Origin of the sequence: Nocardioides glacieisoli, assembly GCF_004137245.1 — a bacterium.
In the GTDB taxonomy this organism is placed as follows: Bacteria; Actinomycetota; Actinomycetes; order Propionibacteriales; family Nocardioidaceae; genus Nocardioides; species Nocardioides glacieisoli.
Genome location: NZ_SDWS01000002.1, coordinates 177,677 through 196,051, shown reverse-complemented (window position 1 = coordinate 196,051; position 18,375 = coordinate 177,677). Strand labels below are relative to the sequence as shown.

The 18,375-nt window shown below is 70.2% G+C and carries 19 protein-coding genes; 9 read left to right on the top strand and 10 right to left on the bottom strand.

Annotation, left to right across the window (positions count from 1 at the left end; genetic code table 11):
- The first annotated feature begins 23 nt into the window (after positions 1-23).
- Both rfbB and EUA06_RS05070 read left to right on the top strand, forming a co-directional pair.
- Positions 24-1,022 carry a dTDP-glucose 4,6-dehydratase gene (gene rfbB / locus EUA06_RS05075; RefSeq protein ID WP_129473937.1) on the top strand — a complete coding sequence of 333 codons (999 nt, stop codon included), beginning with the start codon at positions 24-26 and terminating at the stop codon, positions 1,020-1,022.
- The gene (locus tag EUA06_RS05070) at positions 1,019-2,452 is read left to right on the top strand and encodes a sugar nucleotide-binding protein (protein WP_242497980.1); all 1,434 of its coding nucleotides are present in this window, start codon (positions 1,019-1,021) and stop codon (positions 2,450-2,452) included. Before rfbB ends, EUA06_RS05070 begins: the two co-directional genes overlap by 4 nt.
- Here EUA06_RS05070 and EUA06_RS05065 read toward each other — a convergent pair.
- The 4 genes from EUA06_RS05065 to EUA06_RS05050 form a co-directional block, all read right to left on the bottom strand.
- The gene (locus EUA06_RS05065) at positions 2,449-2,745 is read right to left on the bottom strand and encodes a DUF2516 family protein (RefSeq protein ID WP_129473936.1); all 297 of its coding nucleotides are present in this window, start codon (positions 2,743-2,745) and stop codon (positions 2,449-2,451) included. The genes EUA06_RS05070 and EUA06_RS05065 overlap by 4 nt on opposite strands.
- A 99-nt stretch (positions 2,746-2,844) precedes the next feature.
- Positions 2,845-3,528 carry a hypothetical protein gene (locus EUA06_RS05060; RefSeq protein WP_129473935.1) on the bottom strand — a complete coding sequence of 228 codons (684 nt, stop codon included), beginning with the start codon at positions 3,526-3,528 and terminating at the stop codon, positions 2,845-2,847.
- Positions 3,529-3,588: 60 nt separating this feature from the next.
- Entirely contained in the window at positions 3,589-4,005 is a 417-nt protein-coding gene (locus EUA06_RS05055) for a helix-turn-helix domain-containing protein (RefSeq protein WP_129473934.1), read from the bottom strand.
- 94 nt (positions 4,006-4,099) lie between these two features.
- The gene (locus EUA06_RS05050) at positions 4,100-5,071 is read right to left on the bottom strand and encodes an asparaginase (RefSeq protein ID WP_129473933.1); all 972 of its coding nucleotides are present in this window, start codon (positions 5,069-5,071) and stop codon (positions 4,100-4,102) included.
- 41 nt (positions 5,072-5,112) lie between these two features.
- Between EUA06_RS05050 and cysC the strand changes: the two genes are divergently transcribed.
- The 3 genes from cysC to EUA06_RS05035 are packed head-to-tail and all read left to right on the top strand — an operon-like array spanning position 5,113 to position 7,843.
- Positions 5,113-6,315 (top strand): adenylyl-sulfate kinase, encoded by a 1,203-nt coding sequence (cysC, locus tag EUA06_RS05045; RefSeq protein ID WP_207208216.1) that lies wholly within the window; start codon positions 5,113-5,115, stop codon positions 6,313-6,315.
- A complete protein-coding gene (locus tag EUA06_RS05040) occupies positions 6,312-6,836 on the top strand; it encodes an arsenate reductase/protein-tyrosine-phosphatase family protein (RefSeq protein WP_129473932.1) in 525 nt (174 codons plus the stop codon). Before cysC ends, EUA06_RS05040 begins: the two co-directional genes overlap by 4 nt.
- Entirely contained in the window at positions 6,836-7,843 is a 1,008-nt protein-coding gene (locus EUA06_RS05035) for a sulfite exporter TauE/SafE family protein (protein ID WP_165354262.1), read from the top strand. The genes EUA06_RS05040 and EUA06_RS05035 overlap by 1 nt, the downstream gene beginning before the upstream one ends.
- 175 nt (positions 7,844-8,018) lie before the next feature.
- Here EUA06_RS05035 and EUA06_RS05030 read toward each other — a convergent pair whose 3' ends face one another.
- Both EUA06_RS05030 and EUA06_RS05025 read right to left on the bottom strand, forming a co-directional pair.
- Positions 8,019-8,606: a TetR family transcriptional regulator C-terminal domain-containing protein gene (locus EUA06_RS05030; RefSeq protein ID WP_129473930.1), complete on the bottom strand. Its 588-nt coding sequence runs from the start codon at positions 8,604-8,606 to the stop codon at positions 8,019-8,021.
- A gap of 51 nt (positions 8,607-8,657) precedes the next feature.
- The gene (locus tag EUA06_RS05025; protein ID WP_129473929.1) at positions 8,658-9,482 is read right to left on the bottom strand and encodes a beta-keto acid cleavage family enzyme; all 825 of its coding nucleotides are present in this window, start codon (positions 9,480-9,482) and stop codon (positions 8,658-8,660) included.
- 55 nt (positions 9,483-9,537) lie between these two features.
- Between EUA06_RS05025 and dtd the strand changes: the two genes are divergently transcribed.
- Positions 9,538-9,966: a D-aminoacyl-tRNA deacylase gene (gene dtd, locus EUA06_RS05020; RefSeq protein ID WP_129473928.1), complete on the top strand. Its 429-nt coding sequence runs from the start codon at positions 9,538-9,540 to the stop codon at positions 9,964-9,966.
- Positions 9,967-9,976: 10 nt separating this feature from the next.
- Here the strand turns inward: dtd and EUA06_RS05015 are convergent, their stop codons facing one another.
- Positions 9,977-11,116 carry a glycoside hydrolase family 16 protein gene (locus EUA06_RS05015; protein WP_129473927.1) on the bottom strand — a complete coding sequence of 380 codons (1,140 nt, stop codon included), beginning with the start codon at positions 11,114-11,116 and terminating at the stop codon, positions 9,977-9,979.
- 98 nt (positions 11,117-11,214) lie between these two features.
- Entirely contained in the window at positions 11,215-12,363 is a 1,149-nt protein-coding gene (locus EUA06_RS05010) for a glycoside hydrolase family 16 protein (RefSeq protein ID WP_129473926.1), read from the bottom strand.
- A 102-nt stretch (positions 12,364-12,465) separates the two neighbouring features.
- On the opposite strand from EUA06_RS05010, the gene cysD reads away from it, so the two are divergent.
- The 3 genes from cysD to EUA06_RS04995 all read left to right on the top strand — a co-directional run bounded on the left by cysD (position 12,466) and on the right by EUA06_RS04995 (position 16,183).
- Positions 12,466-13,380: a sulfate adenylyltransferase subunit CysD gene (cysD, locus tag EUA06_RS05005; protein ID WP_129473925.1), complete on the top strand. Its 915-nt coding sequence runs from the start codon at positions 12,466-12,468 to the stop codon at positions 13,378-13,380.
- Positions 13,380-14,693 (top strand): sulfate adenylyltransferase subunit CysN, encoded by a 1,314-nt coding sequence (gene cysN, locus EUA06_RS05000; RefSeq protein ID WP_129473924.1) that lies wholly within the window; start codon positions 13,380-13,382, stop codon positions 14,691-14,693. Before cysD ends, cysN begins: the two co-directional genes overlap by 1 nt.
- 134 nt (positions 14,694-14,827) lie before the next feature.
- Positions 14,828-16,183, top strand: coding sequence for a helix-turn-helix domain-containing protein (locus EUA06_RS04995; RefSeq protein WP_165354261.1), 1,356 nt, complete (start codon positions 14,828-14,830; stop codon positions 16,181-16,183).
- A gap of 34 nt (positions 16,184-16,217) precedes the next feature.
- Here the strand turns inward: EUA06_RS04995 and EUA06_RS23180 are convergent, their stop codons facing one another.
- Both EUA06_RS23180 and EUA06_RS04990 read right to left on the bottom strand, forming a co-directional pair.
- Positions 16,218-16,340 (bottom strand): hypothetical protein, encoded by a 123-nt coding sequence (locus EUA06_RS23180; RefSeq protein ID WP_277985654.1) that lies wholly within the window; start codon positions 16,338-16,340, stop codon positions 16,218-16,220.
- 495 nt (positions 16,341-16,835) lie between these two features.
- Positions 16,836-18,323, bottom strand: coding sequence for a sensor histidine kinase (locus tag EUA06_RS04990; protein WP_129473922.1), 1,488 nt, complete (start codon positions 18,321-18,323; stop codon positions 16,836-16,838).
- Positions 18,324-18,375 lie beyond the last annotated feature (52 nt).

The following is an 18,375-nucleotide window of genomic DNA, read 5'->3' as shown; positions in this document are numbered from 1 at the left end:
CGCCGAGCCCTAGACTCCCGGCCATGGAACGCCTTCTCGTGACCGGGGGCGCGGGGTTCATCGGGTCGAACTTCGTGCACCACCTCGTCGAGCACACCGACTACGTCGTCACCGTCCTCGACAAGCTCACCTACGCCGCCTCGAAGGAGTCGCTGGCCGGCCTGCCCGAGGACCGGGTGCAGCTCGTCGTCGGCGACATCGCCGACGAGGACACCGTGGACCCGCTGGTCGCGGCCCACGACGCGGTCGTCCACTACGCAGCGGAGTCGCACAACGACAACTCGCTCAACGACCCGAGCCCCTTCATCAAGACCAACATCCTCGGGACCTACCAGATCCTCGAGGCCGTGCGGAAGCACGACAAGCGGCTGCACCACGTCTCGACCGACGAGGTCTACGGCGACCTGGAGCTCGACGACCCCAAGCGGTTCACCGAGGACACGCCCTACAACCCGTCCTCGCCCTACTCCGCCTCCAAGGCCGGCTCCGACCACCTGGTTCGCGCGTGGGTCCGCAGCTTCGGCCTGCGCGCGACGGTGTCGAACTGCTCGAACAACTACGGCCACTGGCAGCACATCGAGAAGTTCATCCCCCGCCAGATCACCAACGTCATCGACGGCATCCGCCCCAAGCTCTACGGCTCGGGCGAGAACGTCCGCGACTGGATCCACGCCGACGACCACTCCTCGGCCGTGCTGACGATCCTGGAGAAGGGCCGCATCGGCGAGACCTACCTGATCGGTGCCGACGGCGAGAAGAACAACCTCGAGGTCGTCCGCCTGATCCTCACGATGATGGGCAAGGGCGCCGACGAGTTCGACCACGTCAACGACCGTGCCGGCCACGACCTGCGCTACGCGATCGAGTCGGGCAAGCTGCGCCAGGAGCTCGGCTGGCAGCCGAGGTTCCAGGACTTCGAGTCCGGGCTGGCCGACACCATCGAGTGGTACCAGCAGCACGAGGACTGGTGGCGCCCCCACAAGGACGCCGTCGAGGCGAAGTACGCGGAGAAGGGCCAGTGAGCCTCTCCCCCCAGACGCTGCCGAGCCTCGAGACGACCCCGATCCCCGGCCTCGTCGTCGTACGGCTCGACCGGCGCGGCGACGACCGCGGGTTCTTCAAGGAGAACTGGCAGCGCGAGAAGATGCTCGCGGTCGGCCTGCCCGACTTCGGCCCGGTGCAGAACAACGTCTCCTTCAACAGCGACCGCGGCGTCACCCGCGGCATCCACACCGAGCCGTGGGACAAGTTCATCTCACTGGCCACCGGCCGGATCTTCGGCGCGTGGGTCGACATGCGTCAGGGCGAGACCTTCGGCGCCACGTTCACCCTGGAGATGGACACCTCGGCCGCAGTGTTCGTCCCGCGCGGGGTCGGCAACAGCTACCAGGTGCTCGAGGACGCGACGGCCTACACCTACCTCGTCAACGACCACTGGCGACCGGGCGTCACCTACCCCGCGCTCGCCCTCGGCGACCCGACCGTCGCCATTGACTGGCCGATCCCGCTGGGCGAGGCGATCATCAGCGAGAAGGACCAGAACGCCCCGGCGCTCGACCCGAGCACCGCGATGGCGCCGAAGAGGACGCTCATCGTCGGCGCGCTCGGCCAGCTCGGCCGGGCACTCTTCGCCGCGCACCCCGACGCCGACCGGGTCGACCTCTTCGCAGGTGAGGGCGTGGCGCAGCTCGACCTCGGCGACACGGCCGCCGTCGACGCCTGGCCGTGGCACGAGTACGCCGTCGTGCTCAACGCAGCGGCGTACACCGCCGTCGACGCTGCCGAGACCACCGAGGGTCGCGTGGCCTCCTGGGCCGCCAACGCCACCGGTCCGGCGACCCTCGCCCGGCTCGCCCGCGAGCACCGCTTCACCCTCGTGCACTACTCCTCCGACTACGTCTTCGACGGCACCGCCCCCCTCGACCCCGGGCACACCGAGGACGAGCCGCTCTCCCCGCTCGGCGTGTACGCCCAGTCCAAGGCGGCCGGCGACCTCGCCGTCGGCCTGGCGCCGCGGCACTACCTGATCCGCACGTCGTGGGTGATCGGCGACGGCAAGAACTTCGTCCTGACCATGAAGGCGCTCGCGGAGAAGGGCGTCTCGCCCAGCGTCGTCGACGACCAGGTCGGTCGACTGGCGTTCACCGACGAGCTGGTCCGCGCGACGCGGCACCTCTTCGACACCGACGCCCCGTTCGGCACCTACAACGTCTCCAACGGTGGCGCGCCGATGTCGTGGCGCGAGATCGCGCAGGCGGTCTTCGAGCGCTCGGGCCGCAGCGCGGACGACGTCTCCGGCACCAGCACGACGGCGTACGCCGAGGGGGTGCTGGCGCAGGGCAACCCGTTCGCCCCGCGCCCGCTCAACTCCGCGCTGTCGCTGGAGAAGATCCGGGCCACCGGCTTCGAGCCCGAGGACGCCCTCGTCGCGCTGGACCGCTACCTGAGCTAGCGGCGGCCGGAGGTCACCTCGGCCAGCGCGGGCCGCACGTCGGCGATGTAGACGAGCGAGGCGATGGTGAAGACCAGGTGGATGATCCCGAGCGGTGAGGAGTTGATCAGGATCAGCTGCGCGGCGAAGCCCAGACCGGTGATCGCGCACCATGCCTGCTTGGTGAGCTTGCCGGCCGCTTCGTAGGCCTCGGCCGAGTAGGTGAGGGCGTTGATGAACGCGAATCCCTTGATCGCGAGCAGCACCACGAGCACGAGGAGCATGACCGTGCTGTTGAACGCGTAGATGTTCACGGGCCAAGAGTAGGCGACGAACAGCAAAGACCCCCGACCAGAAAGGTCGGGGGTCCTCGCCTAGAACAGCGTCAGCTGGTCGACGTCGTCGACTGCTCTTCAGTCGCCGATCTTCTCGGCGGCGTCGGCGACGGCCTTGACGGCGTTGGTCGCGGTGCCCTGGGCAGCGGTGGCGGTGGCCTTGGCGCTGCTCTGGGCGGTGGCCGTCTTCTTGGCCGCGGTCTTGCGGGCGGTCGTGGCGGACGCCTTCTTGGCGGCGGCGGAGCGCGTGGCCTTCTTCGCGGTCTTCTTCGGCTGCGGGGCGACCTTCGTGGCGGCGGTGCGGTCCGCGGCGGTGGCGTTGGCGTCGGCGGCCTTCTTGGCCTGGGTCGCGGTGGTCTTCGCCTTGGTGGCCGTGGTCTTGGCGGACTTCACGGTCGCCTTGGTCGACTCCTGGCGGCGGATGCGGGTCACGAGGGACTCGCCGCGCTTGACCAGCTCGGTGTAGGTGGAGGTCGCCGCGGCGACGTTCTCGTCGACGAGGGTCGAGACCTGGGCGGAGACCTTGGTCGGGTACGCCTTCGCCTCGGCCTGGAGCTCGGCCACGCGGGCCTCGATGGCGGCGCGACGGGCCTTGGCCTCGGCCTTGGCGTCGAACTTGCGGACGTCCTTCTGGACGGCGGCGGCGCGCTTCTGCACGTCGGTCACGGCGTCGCGGACGGCCTCGACGGCGAGGTCGGTGACACCGACGCCCGCGAGGAGGGGCTTGAGGGCCTCGGTCTTGATGTCGAACTTGGTGGCCATTGCTGGTCTCCTTCTGTGGTGGTGGTGGTGCAGGTCTGGGCTGTAGGTCCAGGTGGGGGGTCAGGCAGAGTCGGGATCGGCCGTGCTGTCGCGCTCGTTGAGCGCGAGGAACGAGGCGTACACGTCGAGGAGCGACTGCTTCTGCCGCTCGGTGAGCCCGGTGTCGGCGAGGACGGCGAGCTCGACGGAGCCCGCCTGGCCGGGGTCGGGGTGGACGATGCCGGCGCGTACGTAGAGCTGCTCGGCGGAGACGCGCAGGGCACGTGCGAGCTGCTGGAGCACCTCGGCCGACGGCTTGCGCAGGCCGCGCTCGATCTGGCTGAGGTAGGGGTTGCTCACTCCGACCTGGTCGGCGAGCTGGCGCAGCGAGAGCTGGGCGCCGACGCGCTGCTCCTTGAGGTAGTCACCCAGGGAGCCGATCGAGCCGACGACGGCGGCACTCGTCTTCGTCGTCTTGCCGCTCTTGTCCTTGGCCATGCCTTCAGTGTGCTAACACCTGTTAGCAAAAGCAAAACGCGGCAGGGTGACAGTGCTCACAAAGCGCCCGTGACGCTTGGGAATTGCGTGCTAGCTAGAAGGCAGCACGGATCACGCCGACGGACTTCCCGCCACCCAGCAGGTCGAGCCGACCGGTCGCCTCGACCGCCTCGGCGTCCACGCCGTCCTCGGCCAGGACGCCGGACCGCCGCAGCGCCTCGGCCATCAGGACCGGGCGGACGCGCGCGGCGCCGTCGTCGGTCTTGAGCGCCCAGGCGCGCCCGCCAGGGAGGGCGATGGCGTAGCAGGACTCCGCACCCGCCTTGCCGATCAGACCGGGGATCGCACGGTGCAGCGCGAGCTCGTCGCGGGTGGTGCCGCTGACGAACTCGGGGTGCTGCCGGATCGCCTCCGCGACCCGTTGCTCGGCGCCCTCGGACGCCGTCGCGAGCGTGGCGAAGGCACGCGCCAGGCCGGTGAGCGAGGTCGACAGCAGGGGCGCGCCGCAGCCGTCCACGGCGACGGTGGTGACGGGCTCGCCGGTCACACGCGCGAAGGTCTCGGCGATGGCGACCTGGAGCGGGTGCTCGGGATCGAGGTACGTCGCGGTGTCCCAGCCCCTGAGGACGCAGGTCGCGAGCATCGCGGCGTGCTTGCCCGAGCAGTTCATCAGGATCGGGGACCTCGCGCCGCCAGAGCGGATCACGGCCTCGCGGGCCTCGTCGTCGAGCGGGTAGTCGGGCGGCGTCCGGAGCGCCGACTCGTCGAGACCGGCCGACGCCAGCGTGCGGCGTACGCCCTCGACGTGGAACGGCTCGCCCGAGTGCGACGCGCAGGCCAGCGCCAGCAGGTCGGGCGGCAGGTCGAGGCCGAGCTCGACCATGGCGAGCGCCTGGACCGGCTTGTTGCTCGACCGCGGCAGCACCGGGGCAACGACCTCGCCGACCGACCAGTCGACCGATCCGTCCGCCGCCAGCGCCACGATCGAGCCGTAGTGGTGGCCCTCGACGAACCCGGAGCGGACGATCTCTGCGACGACGGGCAGACCGGCAGAGACAAAAGACATGGGCCGCAGGCTACTCACCATCGTTCTGCGAGGATGCGCGGGTGATCCAGCACTGCCCGACACCCACCGAGCTCGACGACCTGGAGCTCCTCGTCTCCGGTGCCTACGCCCCGCTCACCCGGTTCAACGAGCCCGGCAGCCCGGTCACCCTCGACCTCCCCGACGGTGCCACGGAGGCGGAGCTCGTCGACCCGGAGGGACTGCCCCTCGCCCGGGTGTCGTCCGACGGGACGCCGGAGCCGCTCACGCACGCGCAGTACGGCCCCTTCCGCCGCCTCCACCTGACGCCCACCCAGGTCCGCGAGCAGCACGCCGGCGCCACCTTCGTGCCGGTCGTGGACGCGCTCAGCGAGGCCGAACTGGAGGAGGTGCGCGGCCTCGGCCGGGTCGTCCTCGTCGCGCTGACCGGCACCGGCACCGCCGACCTCTCCCCCGTCGCGCTCGTGCGTGCGTCCCTCGCCGCGACCGACCTGCTCGACGACGCCCACGTGGTCGCCGTACCCCTTCCGTCCCACGGGGACGCCGACGTCGACCACGAGCTCGGCGCGCAGGTCGTGGCGACCTACGCCGCGGGTGACCCGGTCCACGCACTGACCGAGCACCCGGACGACGCCTACCCGGCCGGCATCGCGGAGATCGTCGAGGCCGACCGCCCGGAGCCGGAGGACCAGGGCCTCGTCCTGTTCTTCACCGGCCTGTCGGGCAGCGGCAAGTCGACCCTCGCCCGCGCGCTCATGGACCTGCTCCTCGAGCAGGGCGGTCGCTCGGTCACCAGCCTCGACGGCGACGTCGTACGCCGTCACCTGTCCGCCGGTCTGACCTTCTCCAAGGCGGACCGCGAGACCAACATCCGGCGCATCGGCTGGGTCGCCGCCGAGATCGCCCGGCACGGCGGCGTGGCGGTGTGCTCGCCGATCGCGCCCTTCGCCGAGACCCGCGCGCAGGTGCGGCAGATGGTCGAGGACGCCGGCGGCGCCTTCTTCCTCGTCCACGTGGCGACGCCGCTCGAGGAGTGCGAGCGCCGCGACCGCAAGGGGCTCTACGCCAAGGCCCGTGCCGGCGAGATCCCCGAGTTCACCGGGATCTCCTCGCCCTACGAGGAGCCGGAGGCCCCGGCCGTACGCGTCGACACGACCGGGCGCACCATCGAGGACGCGCTCGACGACGTGCTGGTCGCGCTCGACGAGGCCGGCCTCCTCCACCTGAGGAGCCTGCACCTGACCCGGGGAGCCGCAGGGGCATGACCGAACCGCTCTCGGTGCTCTTCCTCTGCACCGCCAACATCTGCCGCTCGCCCGCGATGGAGCTCATCGCGCGCGACCTGGCCGGCGACGCCGACGTCGTCTTCTCCAGCTCGGGCACCCACGCGCACACGGGTCACCGGATGAACCCCGTCCAGGTCGCGACGATCCCCCACCTCGACGCCTCCGGCTTCCGCAGCCGGCGGCTGAAGCCGGAGATGCTGCTGGGCGCGGACCTCGTGCTGACCGCGGAGTCAATCCACCGCCAGCACGTCCTCGACGACTACCCCCAGCTCCACCGCACGCTCTTCACGCTCGGCCAGTTCGAGGCGGCGATCGCGGAGATCCCCGAGCTGTCGGGTCGCGAGCTGGTGACCGCCGTCGGGCAGAAGCGCCAGCCGGCCCACCCCGAGCTCGACGTCGCCGACCCGTTCCGGCGTGGGGAGAAGGCGGCGGCCGCTGCCACCGCCACAATCACTGAGATGTTGCGCGTCGTCGTTCCCCGTCTGACCGGAGACAGCTGATGGACTGGATCACCGTCACGTTCTTCTCGATCCTCGCCGCCGGCTTCTTCGTCGGCATCGTGGTCGGGCTGACCGGCATGGGCGGCGGAGCCCTCATGACGCCGGCCCTGCTCTTCCTCGGTGTCGGCGAGGCGGCGACCGTGGTCACGGCCGACCTCACCGCGGCCGCGATCTACAAGACCGGCGGGGCGATCGTGCACAAGCGCGAGGGCTCGCCCAACATGCAGCTCGCGAAGTGGCTGATGATCGGGTCGATCCCGATGGCGCTCCTGGGCCCCCACCTGGTGGCCGCGTTCACCGACGACAGCGACCAGCTCAACTACGTGCTGATCATCTGCATCGGCTTCGCGCTCCTGCTGGCGGCAGCGACGTACGCCCTCCGCCTCTACGTCAACCTGCAGCGCGTCCGTTCCGGCACGCACGTCCACAACGACGACCCCACCGTCCGCATCGTCCCCACCCTCCTGGTGGGCATGCTCGGCGGCCTGCTCGTCGGCATCACCAGCGTCGGCTCCGGCTCGGTCATCATGATCGCCCTGCTGATGCTCTACCCCGGACTCTCGGCCGTCCGGCTCGTCGGCACCGACCTGGTGCAGGCGGTGCCACTGGTCATGGCCGCTGCGATCTCCAACATCTTCCTGCACGGCATCGACTGGACGATCCTGATCCCGCTCGTGATCGGATCGGTCCCAGGAACGATCCTGGGCTCGCTGCTCGCGCCGCGGGTGCCGCAGTCCTTCATCCGTCGCGGCATCGTCGTCGTGCTCACGATGAGCGGGGTGGCCCTGCTCGACAAGTCCGGCTGGCCGCCGCTGGGCGAGGACGAGACGCACCCCTTCCTCATCGCCGGCATCGGACTCGCGACGCTCGTCATCCTCCCGATCGTGTGGGGGTTCCTGCGCAAGCGCCAGGGCCTGCCGATGTTCGGGTCCCCGACCATCGCGCAGCTCGAGGACCCCGAGTACCGACCCGGCGTCGTCGGGATGAAACGGGTCGACGGCAGCTAGGCCGACCGCTGGGTCGGATGCAACAACTCGTGCACGAGCGCGGCAGGTGCACCGCGAGCGATCGAGACCTTTCGTGCAGCTCAGCACCCCGCCTCCTCCGCCTGCGCGAAAGTTCTCGCACGCATGCAGGCGCCCCTCCGCGCGCTTGCACGCAAGCTTGCAGGGTCGGACGCGGTCAGGCCGCGGGCTGCAACGCAGCCACCGCGCGCGCCAGCAGCTCCACGGCATGGTCGTGCGTCGACCCCGGGTCGAGAGCGAGCCGGATCGCCAGGCCGAGCACGACCGCGCGCAGGATCTCGGCGGCGACGGCCACCTCGTCGGGAACCTCGTCGTCGTACGCCGACGGGTCGAGATGCTGGACCAGCTGGCGGTGCTCGACGGCCCACGCCTGCAGCACCTCCTCCGCCACCGCGTCGCTGTGCGAGGCGAGTGCCAGGCAGGAGATCCACGCGCGCGTGTCCTGCAGGTCCTGCGCGGTCTCGGGGAGCCACCGCTGCCACCCCTCGGTCACATAGCCCGGCGGGAAGGTCCTCGCGCGGGCCTTGGCCAGCCGACCCGCGAGGAGGTCCTCCGTGCAGCCAGAGTCCCTCAACCGGCGGGAGATGGTCGCCTCGGAGACATGGCTGTGCCGGGCGATGTCACGCCGCGACGGAAGCCGCAGGCCGGACTCGTCGATGGCCCAGAACAACGCCTCCGCCATGTCGGCGATCCTGGTCGCGCGCGAGCCGAGGTGCAGCGGGATGCGGGGCTCCGGGTCGTACATGACGCCACTCCAGCAGGTCCGGTCCTGATCCGCGAACGCTCCTCCACAGGCTCACCCCAGGCCGAGCAGCTCCCGGCACTGGGCGGGCGACATCGGCGTGCGCTGGGCGATCCGGCCGAGGTCGACCGCTCGCTCGACCAGCTGGACGTTGGACTCGACCGGCACCCCGCGGCTGATGGTCAGCACGTCCTCCATCCCCACCCGCAGGTGGCCGCCCATCGAGAGCGAGGCCATCGCCACGGCGAGGGTCGAGCGACCGATGCCCGTGGCGGACCACGAGGTGACCTCAGGCGGGAGTGCGGCGACGCCCGCCACGAGGGACGGGGCGGTGCCGGGCATGCCGCCGGGGACCCCCGTCACGAAGTCGACGTGGACCTTGCCGCCGGCGGGGACGCCGTACTCGCGGATGAGTCGGCCGAGGGCGTGCACCTGACCGAGGTCGAAGAGCTCGAACTCCGGGGCGACGCCGCGCTCGAGGGCGAGCTGGTAGAGGTCCTTCACGAAGGGCCACGGGTTGAGGAAGACGTCGTCGCCGAAGTTCGTGGTGCCCATCGTCAGGCTGCACGAGTCGGGCTCGGCATCGAGCACCTTGAGCCGTTCGTCGAGCGGGTCGTGCACGGACCCACCGGTCGAGAGCTGGACCACGAGGGACGACGACTCGCGCACGGCCGCCACCCACTCGCGGAGCAGCGACTGGTCGAGGGTCGGCGCGTGCCCGCCGTCGCGGACGTGGATGTGGATCATCGCGGCTCCGGCCGCCTCGCACTCGGCCGCCGTGCGGGCGATCTCCTCCGGGGTGGTGGGGAGCTGCGGGCAGTCGGCCTTGGCGGTCTCGGCGCCGGTGGGCGCGACCGTGATCAGCAGGGAGTCAGACATTTTTTCCTCGGTGGTCGAGTAGCGAGCGCAGCGAGCGTATCGAGACCATGTCCCCATGCGTGCAGTCATCCAGCGGGTCCTCTCCGCCAGCGTCCGGGTCGACGGCGAGGTGGTCGGCGAGCTCGACGGTCCAAGCCTCCTCGTCTACCTGGGGGTCACCCACGACGACGGCGACACCGAGGTCGCGTGGACGGCACGGAAGATCTGGGACCTCCGCCTCCTGCGCGACGAGAGGAGCGCGAGCGACGTGGCCGCGCCGGTGCTGGTCGTCAGCCAGTTCACGCTGTACGGCGACGCGCGCAAGGGCCGGCGTCCGACCTGGCAGGCGGCCGCGCCCGGCCCGGTCAGCGAACCGCTCTACGACGCGGTCTGCGCCGAGCTCGAGCGACTCGGCGCGCACGTCGAGCGTGGTCGCTTCGGCGCAGACATGCGCGTCGAGAGCGTCAACGACGGGCCGATCACGCTCGTCCTCGACAGCCCGTGACCAGGCCTGCTCACCGCTGCCAGACCCGCACCCAGTCGACCGACATCGTCTGCGGGAGCTCCTCGGGCGTGATGCGCAGCGACTCGAAGTTGGAGACCAGGAGGCTGAGGATGAGGTACTCCTCGGTCTGCGAGACGCCTGCCGACGTCCGCAGGGTCTCGCGTCCGTCGATGCGGAAGACGTACTCCGTCGGGGTCCACTCGACCGAGAACACGTGGTAGCTGCCGGTCCAGTCCGAGCCGTACGCCGCCCCGTCCCCGATCCTCGCCTCCGCGACCTTCGTCTGGGTGCCACCGGCGTAGGACCAGACGCCGCTGCTCAGGCCGGACGACCCGGCGCCGAACCACTCGATGACGTCGATCTCGTTGCCGGAGTCCACGACGGGGGCCTGCAGCCAGAACCCTCCGTGCTGACCACGCGCCTCCTGGAACCTGATGCGCGCCGCTGCGACGCCGTACTTGTACTGGAAGCGGCCCTGCGTCCCGACGTGGCCGTTGAGGCGGTAGAAGGTCGACTGCTCGACGCCGAGGTTGTTGGTGAACGTGCACGGGTCGTCGCGGTCGGGGTCGTCGACGACGCCGAGCGACAGCACGCCGCCGCCGACCGTCGTCGCCCGCGCATCCGTCTTCGAGCAGCGCCGGCTCGGCACCTCGTAGCCCTGCACGCGGTGGTCCCAGGGCGCAGCGAGCGACGTCCCGGAGAACTCGTCCGACAGGATCGGCGTCCCCCAGGCGCTCGTGCGCACCTGGGCCGAGAAGACCTCCGGGAGGTCGGTCGTGCGTGGCGCTGCCAGGCGGTACGTCGCCGGGAGCCCGCGCCATGCGTACGGCGCCGTGAACAGCACCCGTCCCGCGGCGTCCTGGTCGGCGGTCGCGGCCGCGACCCACTTCCGGCCGTCGAGCACCTCGAGGGAGGCGCGCCGGCCCGGCACGACGGGCGAGAACGCCGCCGTGATCGTGGTCTGCGCAGCCGACGCGGGCTCCGGCGACGTCCCGGCCGCGGCCAGCTGCGGGAGGACGCGGACGGCGACCGACTGGGCCGCAGGCTTGGGCTTGGGCGCTGCGGACGAGGGCGATCCCGCGCTGCCAAGCACCAGGGCCAGCGCGGAAGACGCGCAGGCAACAAGCAACACGACGGGGCGACGCGACATGACGAATCCCTTGGTCCAGGGGTGAAGCTCTCACCCTAAGAGGGGGGACCGGTCCGCCGTCGCCGTTTCGGTCGATCTTCGAGGAACCTCGGGGGTGGTCAGCCCTGCTCGGCCCCGGTCTCCCAGACCCGCGCCCAGTCGACCTCCATCTGCTCCGGCAGCTCGCCGTTGAAGCGCGGCAGCTCGTAGTCGGAGGAGAGCAGGCTCAGGATCAGGAACTCCTGGCGCCCCGAGGTCTCGCCCTCGAGCCGTTGGGTGACCTGGCCGTCGATCCGGAAGACGTACTCGGTGGGCGTCCACTCGACGGAGAACACGTGGTACTGCTCGGCCCAGTCGTCGCCGTACTCCTCGACGTCGGGCAGCCAGCCGCCGACGGTCTGCTTCTTGCCGGCCTCGTCGAGGAAGTAGGTGAAGCTGGTGAGCCCGCCCTCGGGGTGGTCGTCGCCGAAGTACTCCATGATGTCGATCTCCGCACCGCCGACCTTCGGCCCGCCGGTCTGCTGCCCTCCGACCGCCTGCATCCAGAACGCCGCGTGCTGGCCGCGTGCCGACTGGGTGCGGATCCGTGCGGCGGCGTAGCCGTAGGTGAAGCTGTAGACGCCCTCCGTGCCGACGTGGCCGTTGAGCCTCTGCGGGAAGCGCTTGCGGCGCCCCGGGAGCTGGCATTCCCCGCCCTCGGGGTCCTCGAGCACGCTGAGCACGAGTACGCCGTCGGCGACCTCGGCCGCGCTCGCGTCGGCGCGCGAGCACGTGCGCACGCCGGTGAACCCCTGGTCGCGGGTGTGCCAGTTCGCGCCGGTGGCGTCGACGCTGTCCTCGTCGAAGTCGTCGCTGAAGGTCGGCTCGGGAGCGTCCTCGGTGGAGACCTCGGTGCCAATGGCGTCGTCGTCCTCGCCGGCCACGACGACGAGCTCGCCGGCGGTGTCGCTGGTCAGCGACACGTGACCGTCCTCGTCCGTCTCGGCGTCCGAGACCATTTCCCACTCGCCCCTATCGGCCTTGGCGAGGAGGGTGACGGTCGTGCCTTCATCCACGCCGTCGATCGTCGCGTCGACGACCCACAGGGCGTCGTCGGCGGACTCGACGTCCTCGCCGTTGGCCGCGAGCTGGGGCAGCACGCGTGCCTGGACGTCCTTGCTGGCGCGGTACGACGGTGCCTCCCCGTCGCTGCTCGGCGACGAGGAGCAGCCCGCAACGAGCGCTGCTGCAGTGACGACGGCCACGGCGAGTCGGGGGGTTCGGCTCATCCGGTGAGTCTCGCCGACGCCGCCGCGCGAGCGCGAATCGTCCACGGGGACGCCCGTCGCTACGATGATGGCTGCTGTCCCGAGAGAGGCCCTCCCTGCGTCATGACCAACACCCACGTCGACTACCAGCTGAGCCAGCTGGACCAGCTCGAGGCGGAGTCGATCCACATCTTCCGTGAGGTCGCCGCCGAGTTCGAGAAGCCGGTCCTGATGTTCTCCGGTGGCAAGGACTCCATCGTCATGCTCCGCCTCGCGGAGAAGGCGTTCTTCCCCGCCAAGCTGCCCTTCCCCTTGCTCCAGGTCGACACCGGCCTCGACTTCGACGAGGTGCTCACCACCCGTGACTCCTGGGTCGAGCGACTCGGCGCGCGGATGATCATCGCGACGATCGACGAGGCGATCGCGGCGGGCCACGTCGTCGACGACGGCAAGACCAGCCGCAACCGCATGCAGATCGGCACGCTGCTCGGATCCATCGAGGAGAACGGCTTCACCGCCGCCTTCGGTGGCGGCCGCCGCGACGAGGAGAAGGCCCGCGCCAAGGAGCGCGTCTACTCCCACCGCGACGACTTCGGGCAGTGGGACCCCAAGATGCAGCGCCCCGAGCTGTGGAGCCTCTACAACGGCCGAATCCACGCCGGTGAGCACATGCGGATCTTCCCGCTGTCCAACTGGACCGAGCTCGACATCTGGAGCTACATCCACCGCGAGCAGATCGAGATCCCGTCGATCTACTTCGCCCACCAGCGCGAGGTCATCGAGCGCGACGGCATGCTGCTCTCGGTCGGTCCGGAGATCCAGCCCAAGTCGGGTGAGACGCCGGTGACCAAGACGGTGAGGTTCCGCACCGTCGGCGACCGCACCCAGACCGGGTGCGTGGAGTCCGAGGCCTCCGACACCGCCTCCATCATCGAGGAGATCGCCGTGGCCCGGGTCACCGAGCGGGGCGCCACCCGTGGTGACGACCGGTTCTCCGAGGCCGCCATGGAAGACCGCAAGAAGGAGGGCTACTTCTGATGGCCAGCACCCCGGACGAGAAGACCACCGTCGGCGAGGAAGCCGCCGCCGTCACCGAGAACGCCGACCTGCTCCGGTTCGCGACCGCAGGGTCCGTGGACGACGGCAAGTCGACCCTCATCGGGCGCCTGCTGCTCGACTCCAAGTCGATCTTCGAGGACCAGCTCGAGGCGGTGGAGTCCACCAGCCAGTCCAAGGGCTACGACTACACCGACCTCGCCCTGCTGACCGACGGGCTGCGCTCCGAGCGCGAGCAGGGCATCACGATCGACGTGGCCTACCGCTACTTCGCGACGCCCAACCGCAAGTTCATCATCGCCGACACCCCCGGGCACATCCAGTACACCCGCAACATGGTGACCGGCGCCTCGACCGCCGACCTGGGCCTGGTCCTCGTCGACGCCCGCCAGGGCCTCACCGAGCAGTCCCGCCGCCACGCGGTGCTGTTGTCGCTGCTGCGTGTCCCGCACCTCGTGCTGGCGATCAACAAGATGGACCTCGTGGACTGGTCGGAGGAGATCTACGAGAAGATCCACCGCGAGTTCACGACCTTCGCGACGAAGCTCAACATCCCGGACCTCGAGGTCATCCCGATCTCGGCGCTCCAGGGCGACAACGTCGTCAACCGGTCCGAGAACACGCCGTGGTACTCCGGCCCGACGCTCATGCACCACCTCGAGCACGTCCACGTCGCGTCCGACCGCGACCTCGTGGACACGCGCTTCCCGGTGCAGTACGTCATCCGCCCCAAGTCCGACGCGTACCACGACTTCCGTGGCTACGCCGGTCAGGTCGCGGGCGGCGTGCTGAAGAAGGGCGACGAGGTCGTCGTGCTGCCCAGCGGCATGACCTCGACGATCTCCCGTGTCGAGCTCTTCGACAACGAGGTCTCCGAGGCGTTCCCGCCGATGTCGGTGACCGTCCACCTCGAGGACGACGTCGACGTCTCGCGCGGCGACATGATCGCCCGGCCGAAGAACGCCCCCAAGCCGAGCCAGGACATCGACGCGATGGTCTGCTGGATGACCAACGAGCCCCTGCGCCCGCGCCAGAAGCTCGCCATCAAGCACACGACCCGCACCGGTCGCGCGATGGTCAAGGACATCCAGTACCGCCTCGACGTCAACTCGCTGCACCGCGACCAGGAGGCCGGCGAGCTGGGCCTCAACGAGATCGGCCGGGTCCAGCTGCGCACCACGGTGCCGCTGCTCTGCGACCCGTACTCGAAGAACCGCACCACGGGGTCCTTCATCCTGATCGACGAGGCGACCGGTGTGACCGTCGGCGCCGGCATGATCAACAGCGCCAGCTGAGCGGAGATCCCTCGACGTTCGTCCTACGTTCGTCGAACCCCGCCGGCCCTCCGGACCGGCGGGGAAGGGCCTCCTAAGTTAATACTTGACTGAATTCGACGCTTCTTGGGCAAACGTGTCGCACAATGACCCACATGGACTCGCGACTTGCGGCTGTGTTGGCACAGACCGACCGTGTGGAGCTGGGTGGGCGGCTGCGTTCCGCGCGCCAGTCCCGCGGCCTCACGCAGGGTGAGGTGGCCGATGACGTGATGTCGGTGGCGTACCTCTCCCGCATCGAGTCCGGGCACCGCCAGCCCACGGCGCTCGCGCTGGAGGCGCTGGCCGTCCGGCTCGACGTCTCTGTCGAGTCCCTCCTCGGGGTCGCGGACCGCCGCGAGATCCACGAGATGCGCCTCGCCCTCGACTACGCCGAGCTCTCGCTCGAGTCGGGCCAGCCGGAGGACGCCGAGGCCCACCTGAGCAAGGCGCTGGACGCCCTCTCCAGCCAGGAGATGGAGGGCATGCGCGAGCGCGCCCGCCTGCTCCACGCGCGGGCGCTGGAGGCCACCAACCGCGAGGACGACGCCGTCCTGGAGCTCGAGTCGCTCCTCGAGGACGCGACCACCAACGGGATGACGCGCATCAAGGCCGGTATCGCCCTGAGCCGCATCTTCCGCGAGACCGGCGACCTCGGCCGCGCCATCGAGTGCGGCGAGCGTGTCATGACTCAGATCGAGGATGCCGGGCTCGGCGCCAGTGACGAGGCCGTGCAGCTCGCGGTCACGGTGGCGGCCGCCCACTTCGAGCGCGGCGACACCGCGCACGCCGTGCGGCTGTGCCGCAAAGCGATCGCGCGGGCCGAGTCGCTCGGCTCGCCAAAGGCACGCGCGTCGGCCTACTGGAACGCCAGCGCGATGCAGGCCAGACGCGGCGACGTCGCCGCGGCCGTGCCGTTGGCCGAACGAGCACTCGCACTCATGGGCGAGGGCCAGGACTCGCGCAACCTCGCACGGTTGCGCGGCGAGGTGGGTCGACTCCATCTCGAGCTCGACCCGCCCGATCTGTCCGGTGCCCGCGACAACCTCGAGCAGGCCGTTGCTGACATGCGCTGGAGCAGTGCCACCCCGGTCGACATCGCGTGGACACTGCTGGGGCTGGCCCGAGTGGCCTTCCTGGCCGGCGACCTCACGGAAAGCCGCGACCTGATCGAGCAGATTCAGGAATCGGCTGGTGGTCACGCCCTGCTTGAGGCCGAAGCGCTGACGATCGCGGGGAGGACCCACGCGGCCGAGGGTGCGACAGACCTCGCCTCGTCGTCGTACCAGCGGGCAGTGCTCGTCCTGTCGGCGATCGGTGCCGACCAGAGCGCTGCCCAGCTGTGGTTCGACCTCGCCGACCTCCTCCACGGAGTGGGCCTGCACGAAGCCGCGTTGGACGCCTACCGCCGGGCGGCGGTGTCGTCCGGACTGCGGGCGCGCGTCTCCACGACGACGTACGCCCGCAGCTGAGACCAGGAGCCGTCAGGCTCGACTCAGAGACCGGTCAGCAGCACCAGATGGTGCGCGCGGTCTGCTTGGCGGGGGCAGCCTCGGCGGGAACGGTCATGCCGGCGACGCCGACGATCGCGATGAGGGCAACGACGAGGCGGGGGGCCTTGGTCTTCATGTGTGTCTCCAGGGTTTGTTGTGCTGTGTGGGGTTGGTGATCAGCGTCCCGAGAGAAAGCTGTCGAAAGAAATAGTCCCAAAACCTGTGCAGAGTGTGTCGTGCTTTGGCAAACTTAGGCAAGAGCCGTTGGCAAATGCTCCTGATGGCAGATGTTGGCGACAGCCTCGCGAGATGGCCCCCACCTCGCGAGACACGCACCGGACCCCACCCGGTACGCGCCCGGACCCCCCGCACACGTGCGGGGGGTCCTCGCGTGTGCGCCCGGGTGGACGTCCACGCGCATGCTCGCGTGGTCTGGACCAGTTGCCACGATCGCGGGCAGGCAGCGGCCGGCGTCAGTCGTAGGCACATCACTCCGACCTGGCATGACAACTCCTCCTCACGATTCGTGGAGACGTGACAGTAGGGGCAGGAAGACACCAGTGGTGCGCCGTGGGTGATACCTACGGGCAAACTGGGCAAATCGGGCCCACCGGACTGGACCGGACGCCCGTCAGCGAGGCAGCGCCACCCGCACGGTGGTGCCCTGACCGGCCACGCTGGTCACCGACACGTCTCCCCCGTGGGCCTCGACGATCGTGCGGACGATGGAGAGGCCAAGACCGGCTCCCCCGACCTGGCGCCGACGAGCGTTCGCGCCACGGAAGAAGCGGTCGAACACCTCCCCTACCTCATCGGCGTCGATGCCCTCGCCGTCGTCGGCGACCGTGACCACGACCTCGGCGCCGGACTCCTCCAGGGTCACGTGGACGTGGCCGTCCGGCCGGCCGTAGAGGATCGCGTTGCCGAGGAGATTGTCGAGGGCCTGGCGCACGCGGATCCCGTCGGCGGTCATCTCCAGGTTTGCCGGGTGGTCGCGGGTGAGCCGGACACCGGCTCCCTCGGCGTCGACTGCCGCGGCCTGGACGGCTTCCAGGACCACGGTGACCAGGTCGACGCGGTAGGGAGCGACCACGGGCGACCCGGAGGAGGCCCTGGTCGACAGGATCAGGTCGGCGAGCAGATGTGAGAGCCGCAGCATGTTGCGCCGGATCGCGGTCACCTGCTGGCGCGCGTCGGGCACCGGCGCCACCGACTCGTCGAGGAGCTCGAGGTAGGCCAGGGCTGCCGTCAGCGGCGTACGCAGCTCGTGGGAGACCGTGGACACGAACTCGTCCTTGACCTTGACGGCGCGGATCAGCTCGGTCACGTCGTTGTAGGCGAGCACCGCTCCCGTGAGGGCCCCGCCACGGTCGCGCACGGTCCTCGCAGAGACCGACAGCGCCCGACGGCTCGTCGGCTCCTCGCCGATCCAGATGAGCATGTCGTCGAACTCCTCGCCCTCCCCCTCGGTGGCGCGCGCGCACGGGAACTGGTCGAACGACAGCGCGTCCTGCTGCTCGGCGTCGTACACGAAACCGCTCTGACCGGCGCGACCGCCGTGGCCGGCGGGGAAGGCGATGTCGAGGAGCTCCTGCTGCCTCCGGTTCCACGCGCTGTAGGTCCCGTCGGCGTCGACCAGCAGGAGACCCACCGAGACGCTGTCGAGGATCGCCTGGCCCTTGCTCAGCAGGTCGTGCGTGGTCTCCTCGGCGGCGTCGAGGCGTTCGGCGAACGCGTGCACCTCGGTCCGGTCGATGATCTGCATGATGAACTGGAGGGGCTCGCCGTCGGTGCCCCGCAGCAGGAGCGCCGAGAGCTCACCCTGCAGGAGGCTGCCGTCGCGGCGGAAGCAGCGCTTGGGCACGCGGTAGGACGTCGTCGAACCGGCCATCGCCTGTCGCATGAGCTCGAGGTCGGTCGCGAGGTCGTCGGGGTGGGTGAGGTCGGCCACCGTGTGGTGCGCGAGCTCGTCGAGGTCGTAGCCGAGCATCTCCCCGAGCGCGGCGTTGGCCGTGAGGATCTCCCCGCCCGTCGAGACGAGCGCCATCCCCACCGGCGAGTGCTCCATGGTCAGACGCCAGAGCTCCTCGGTGTCCAGGACACCGGTGTGAGCGTCCACGAGGACCCTCCTTCCCCGACCCGGGACCTCCACGGTACGAGCGCTTCGAGTC

Bases quoted from the DNA above. Each gene is read 5' to 3' on its own strand.
- EUA06_RS05025 (WP_129473929.1), bottom strand. From the start codon at position 9,482: ATGTCTGACTCCCTGCTGATCACGGTCGCGCCCACCGGCGCCGAGACC.
- EUA06_RS05055 (WP_129473934.1), bottom strand. From the start codon at position 4,005: ATGGCCAAGGACAAGAGCGGCAAGACGACGAAGACGAGTGCCGCCGTC.
- EUA06_RS05015 (WP_129473927.1), bottom strand. From the start codon at position 11,116: ATGTCGCGTCGCCCCGTCGTGTTGCTTGTTGCCTGCGCGTCTTCCGCG.
- cysN (WP_129473924.1), top strand. From the start codon at position 13,380: ATGGCCAGCACCCCGGACGAGAAGACCACCGTCGGCGAGGAAGCCGCC.
- EUA06_RS05040 (WP_129473932.1), top strand. From the start codon at position 6,312: ATGACCGAACCGCTCTCGGTGCTCTTCCTCTGCACCGCCAACATCTGC.
- rfbB (WP_129473937.1), top strand. From the start codon at position 24: ATGGAACGCCTTCTCGTGACCGGGGGCGCGGGGTTCATCGGGTCGAAC.
- EUA06_RS05030 (WP_129473930.1), bottom strand. From the start codon at position 8,606: ATGTACGACCCGGAGCCCCGCATCCCGCTGCACCTCGGCTCGCGCGCG.
- EUA06_RS04995 (WP_165354261.1), top strand. From the start codon at position 14,828: ATGGACTCGCGACTTGCGGCTGTGTTGGCACAGACCGACCGTGTGGAG.
- dtd (WP_129473928.1), top strand. From the start codon at position 9,538: ATGCGTGCAGTCATCCAGCGGGTCCTCTCCGCCAGCGTCCGGGTCGAC.
- EUA06_RS05060 (WP_129473935.1), bottom strand. From the start codon at position 3,528: ATGGCCACCAAGTTCGACATCAAGACCGAGGCCCTCAAGCCCCTCCTC.
- cysD (WP_129473925.1), top strand. From the start codon at position 12,466: ATGACCAACACCCACGTCGACTACCAGCTGAGCCAGCTGGACCAGCTC.
- EUA06_RS05035 (WP_165354262.1), top strand. From the start codon at position 6,836: ATGGACTGGATCACCGTCACGTTCTTCTCGATCCTCGCCGCCGGCTTC.
- EUA06_RS23180 (WP_277985654.1), bottom strand. From the start codon at position 16,340: ATGAAGACCAAGGCCCCCCGCCTCGTCGTTGCCCTCATCGCGATCGTC.
- EUA06_RS05050 (WP_129473933.1), bottom strand. From the start codon at position 5,071: ATGTCTTTTGTCTCTGCCGGTCTGCCCGTCGTCGCAGAGATCGTCCGC.
- EUA06_RS05010 (WP_129473926.1), bottom strand. From the start codon at position 12,363: ATGAGCCGAACCCCCCGACTCGCCGTGGCCGTCGTCACTGCAGCAGCG.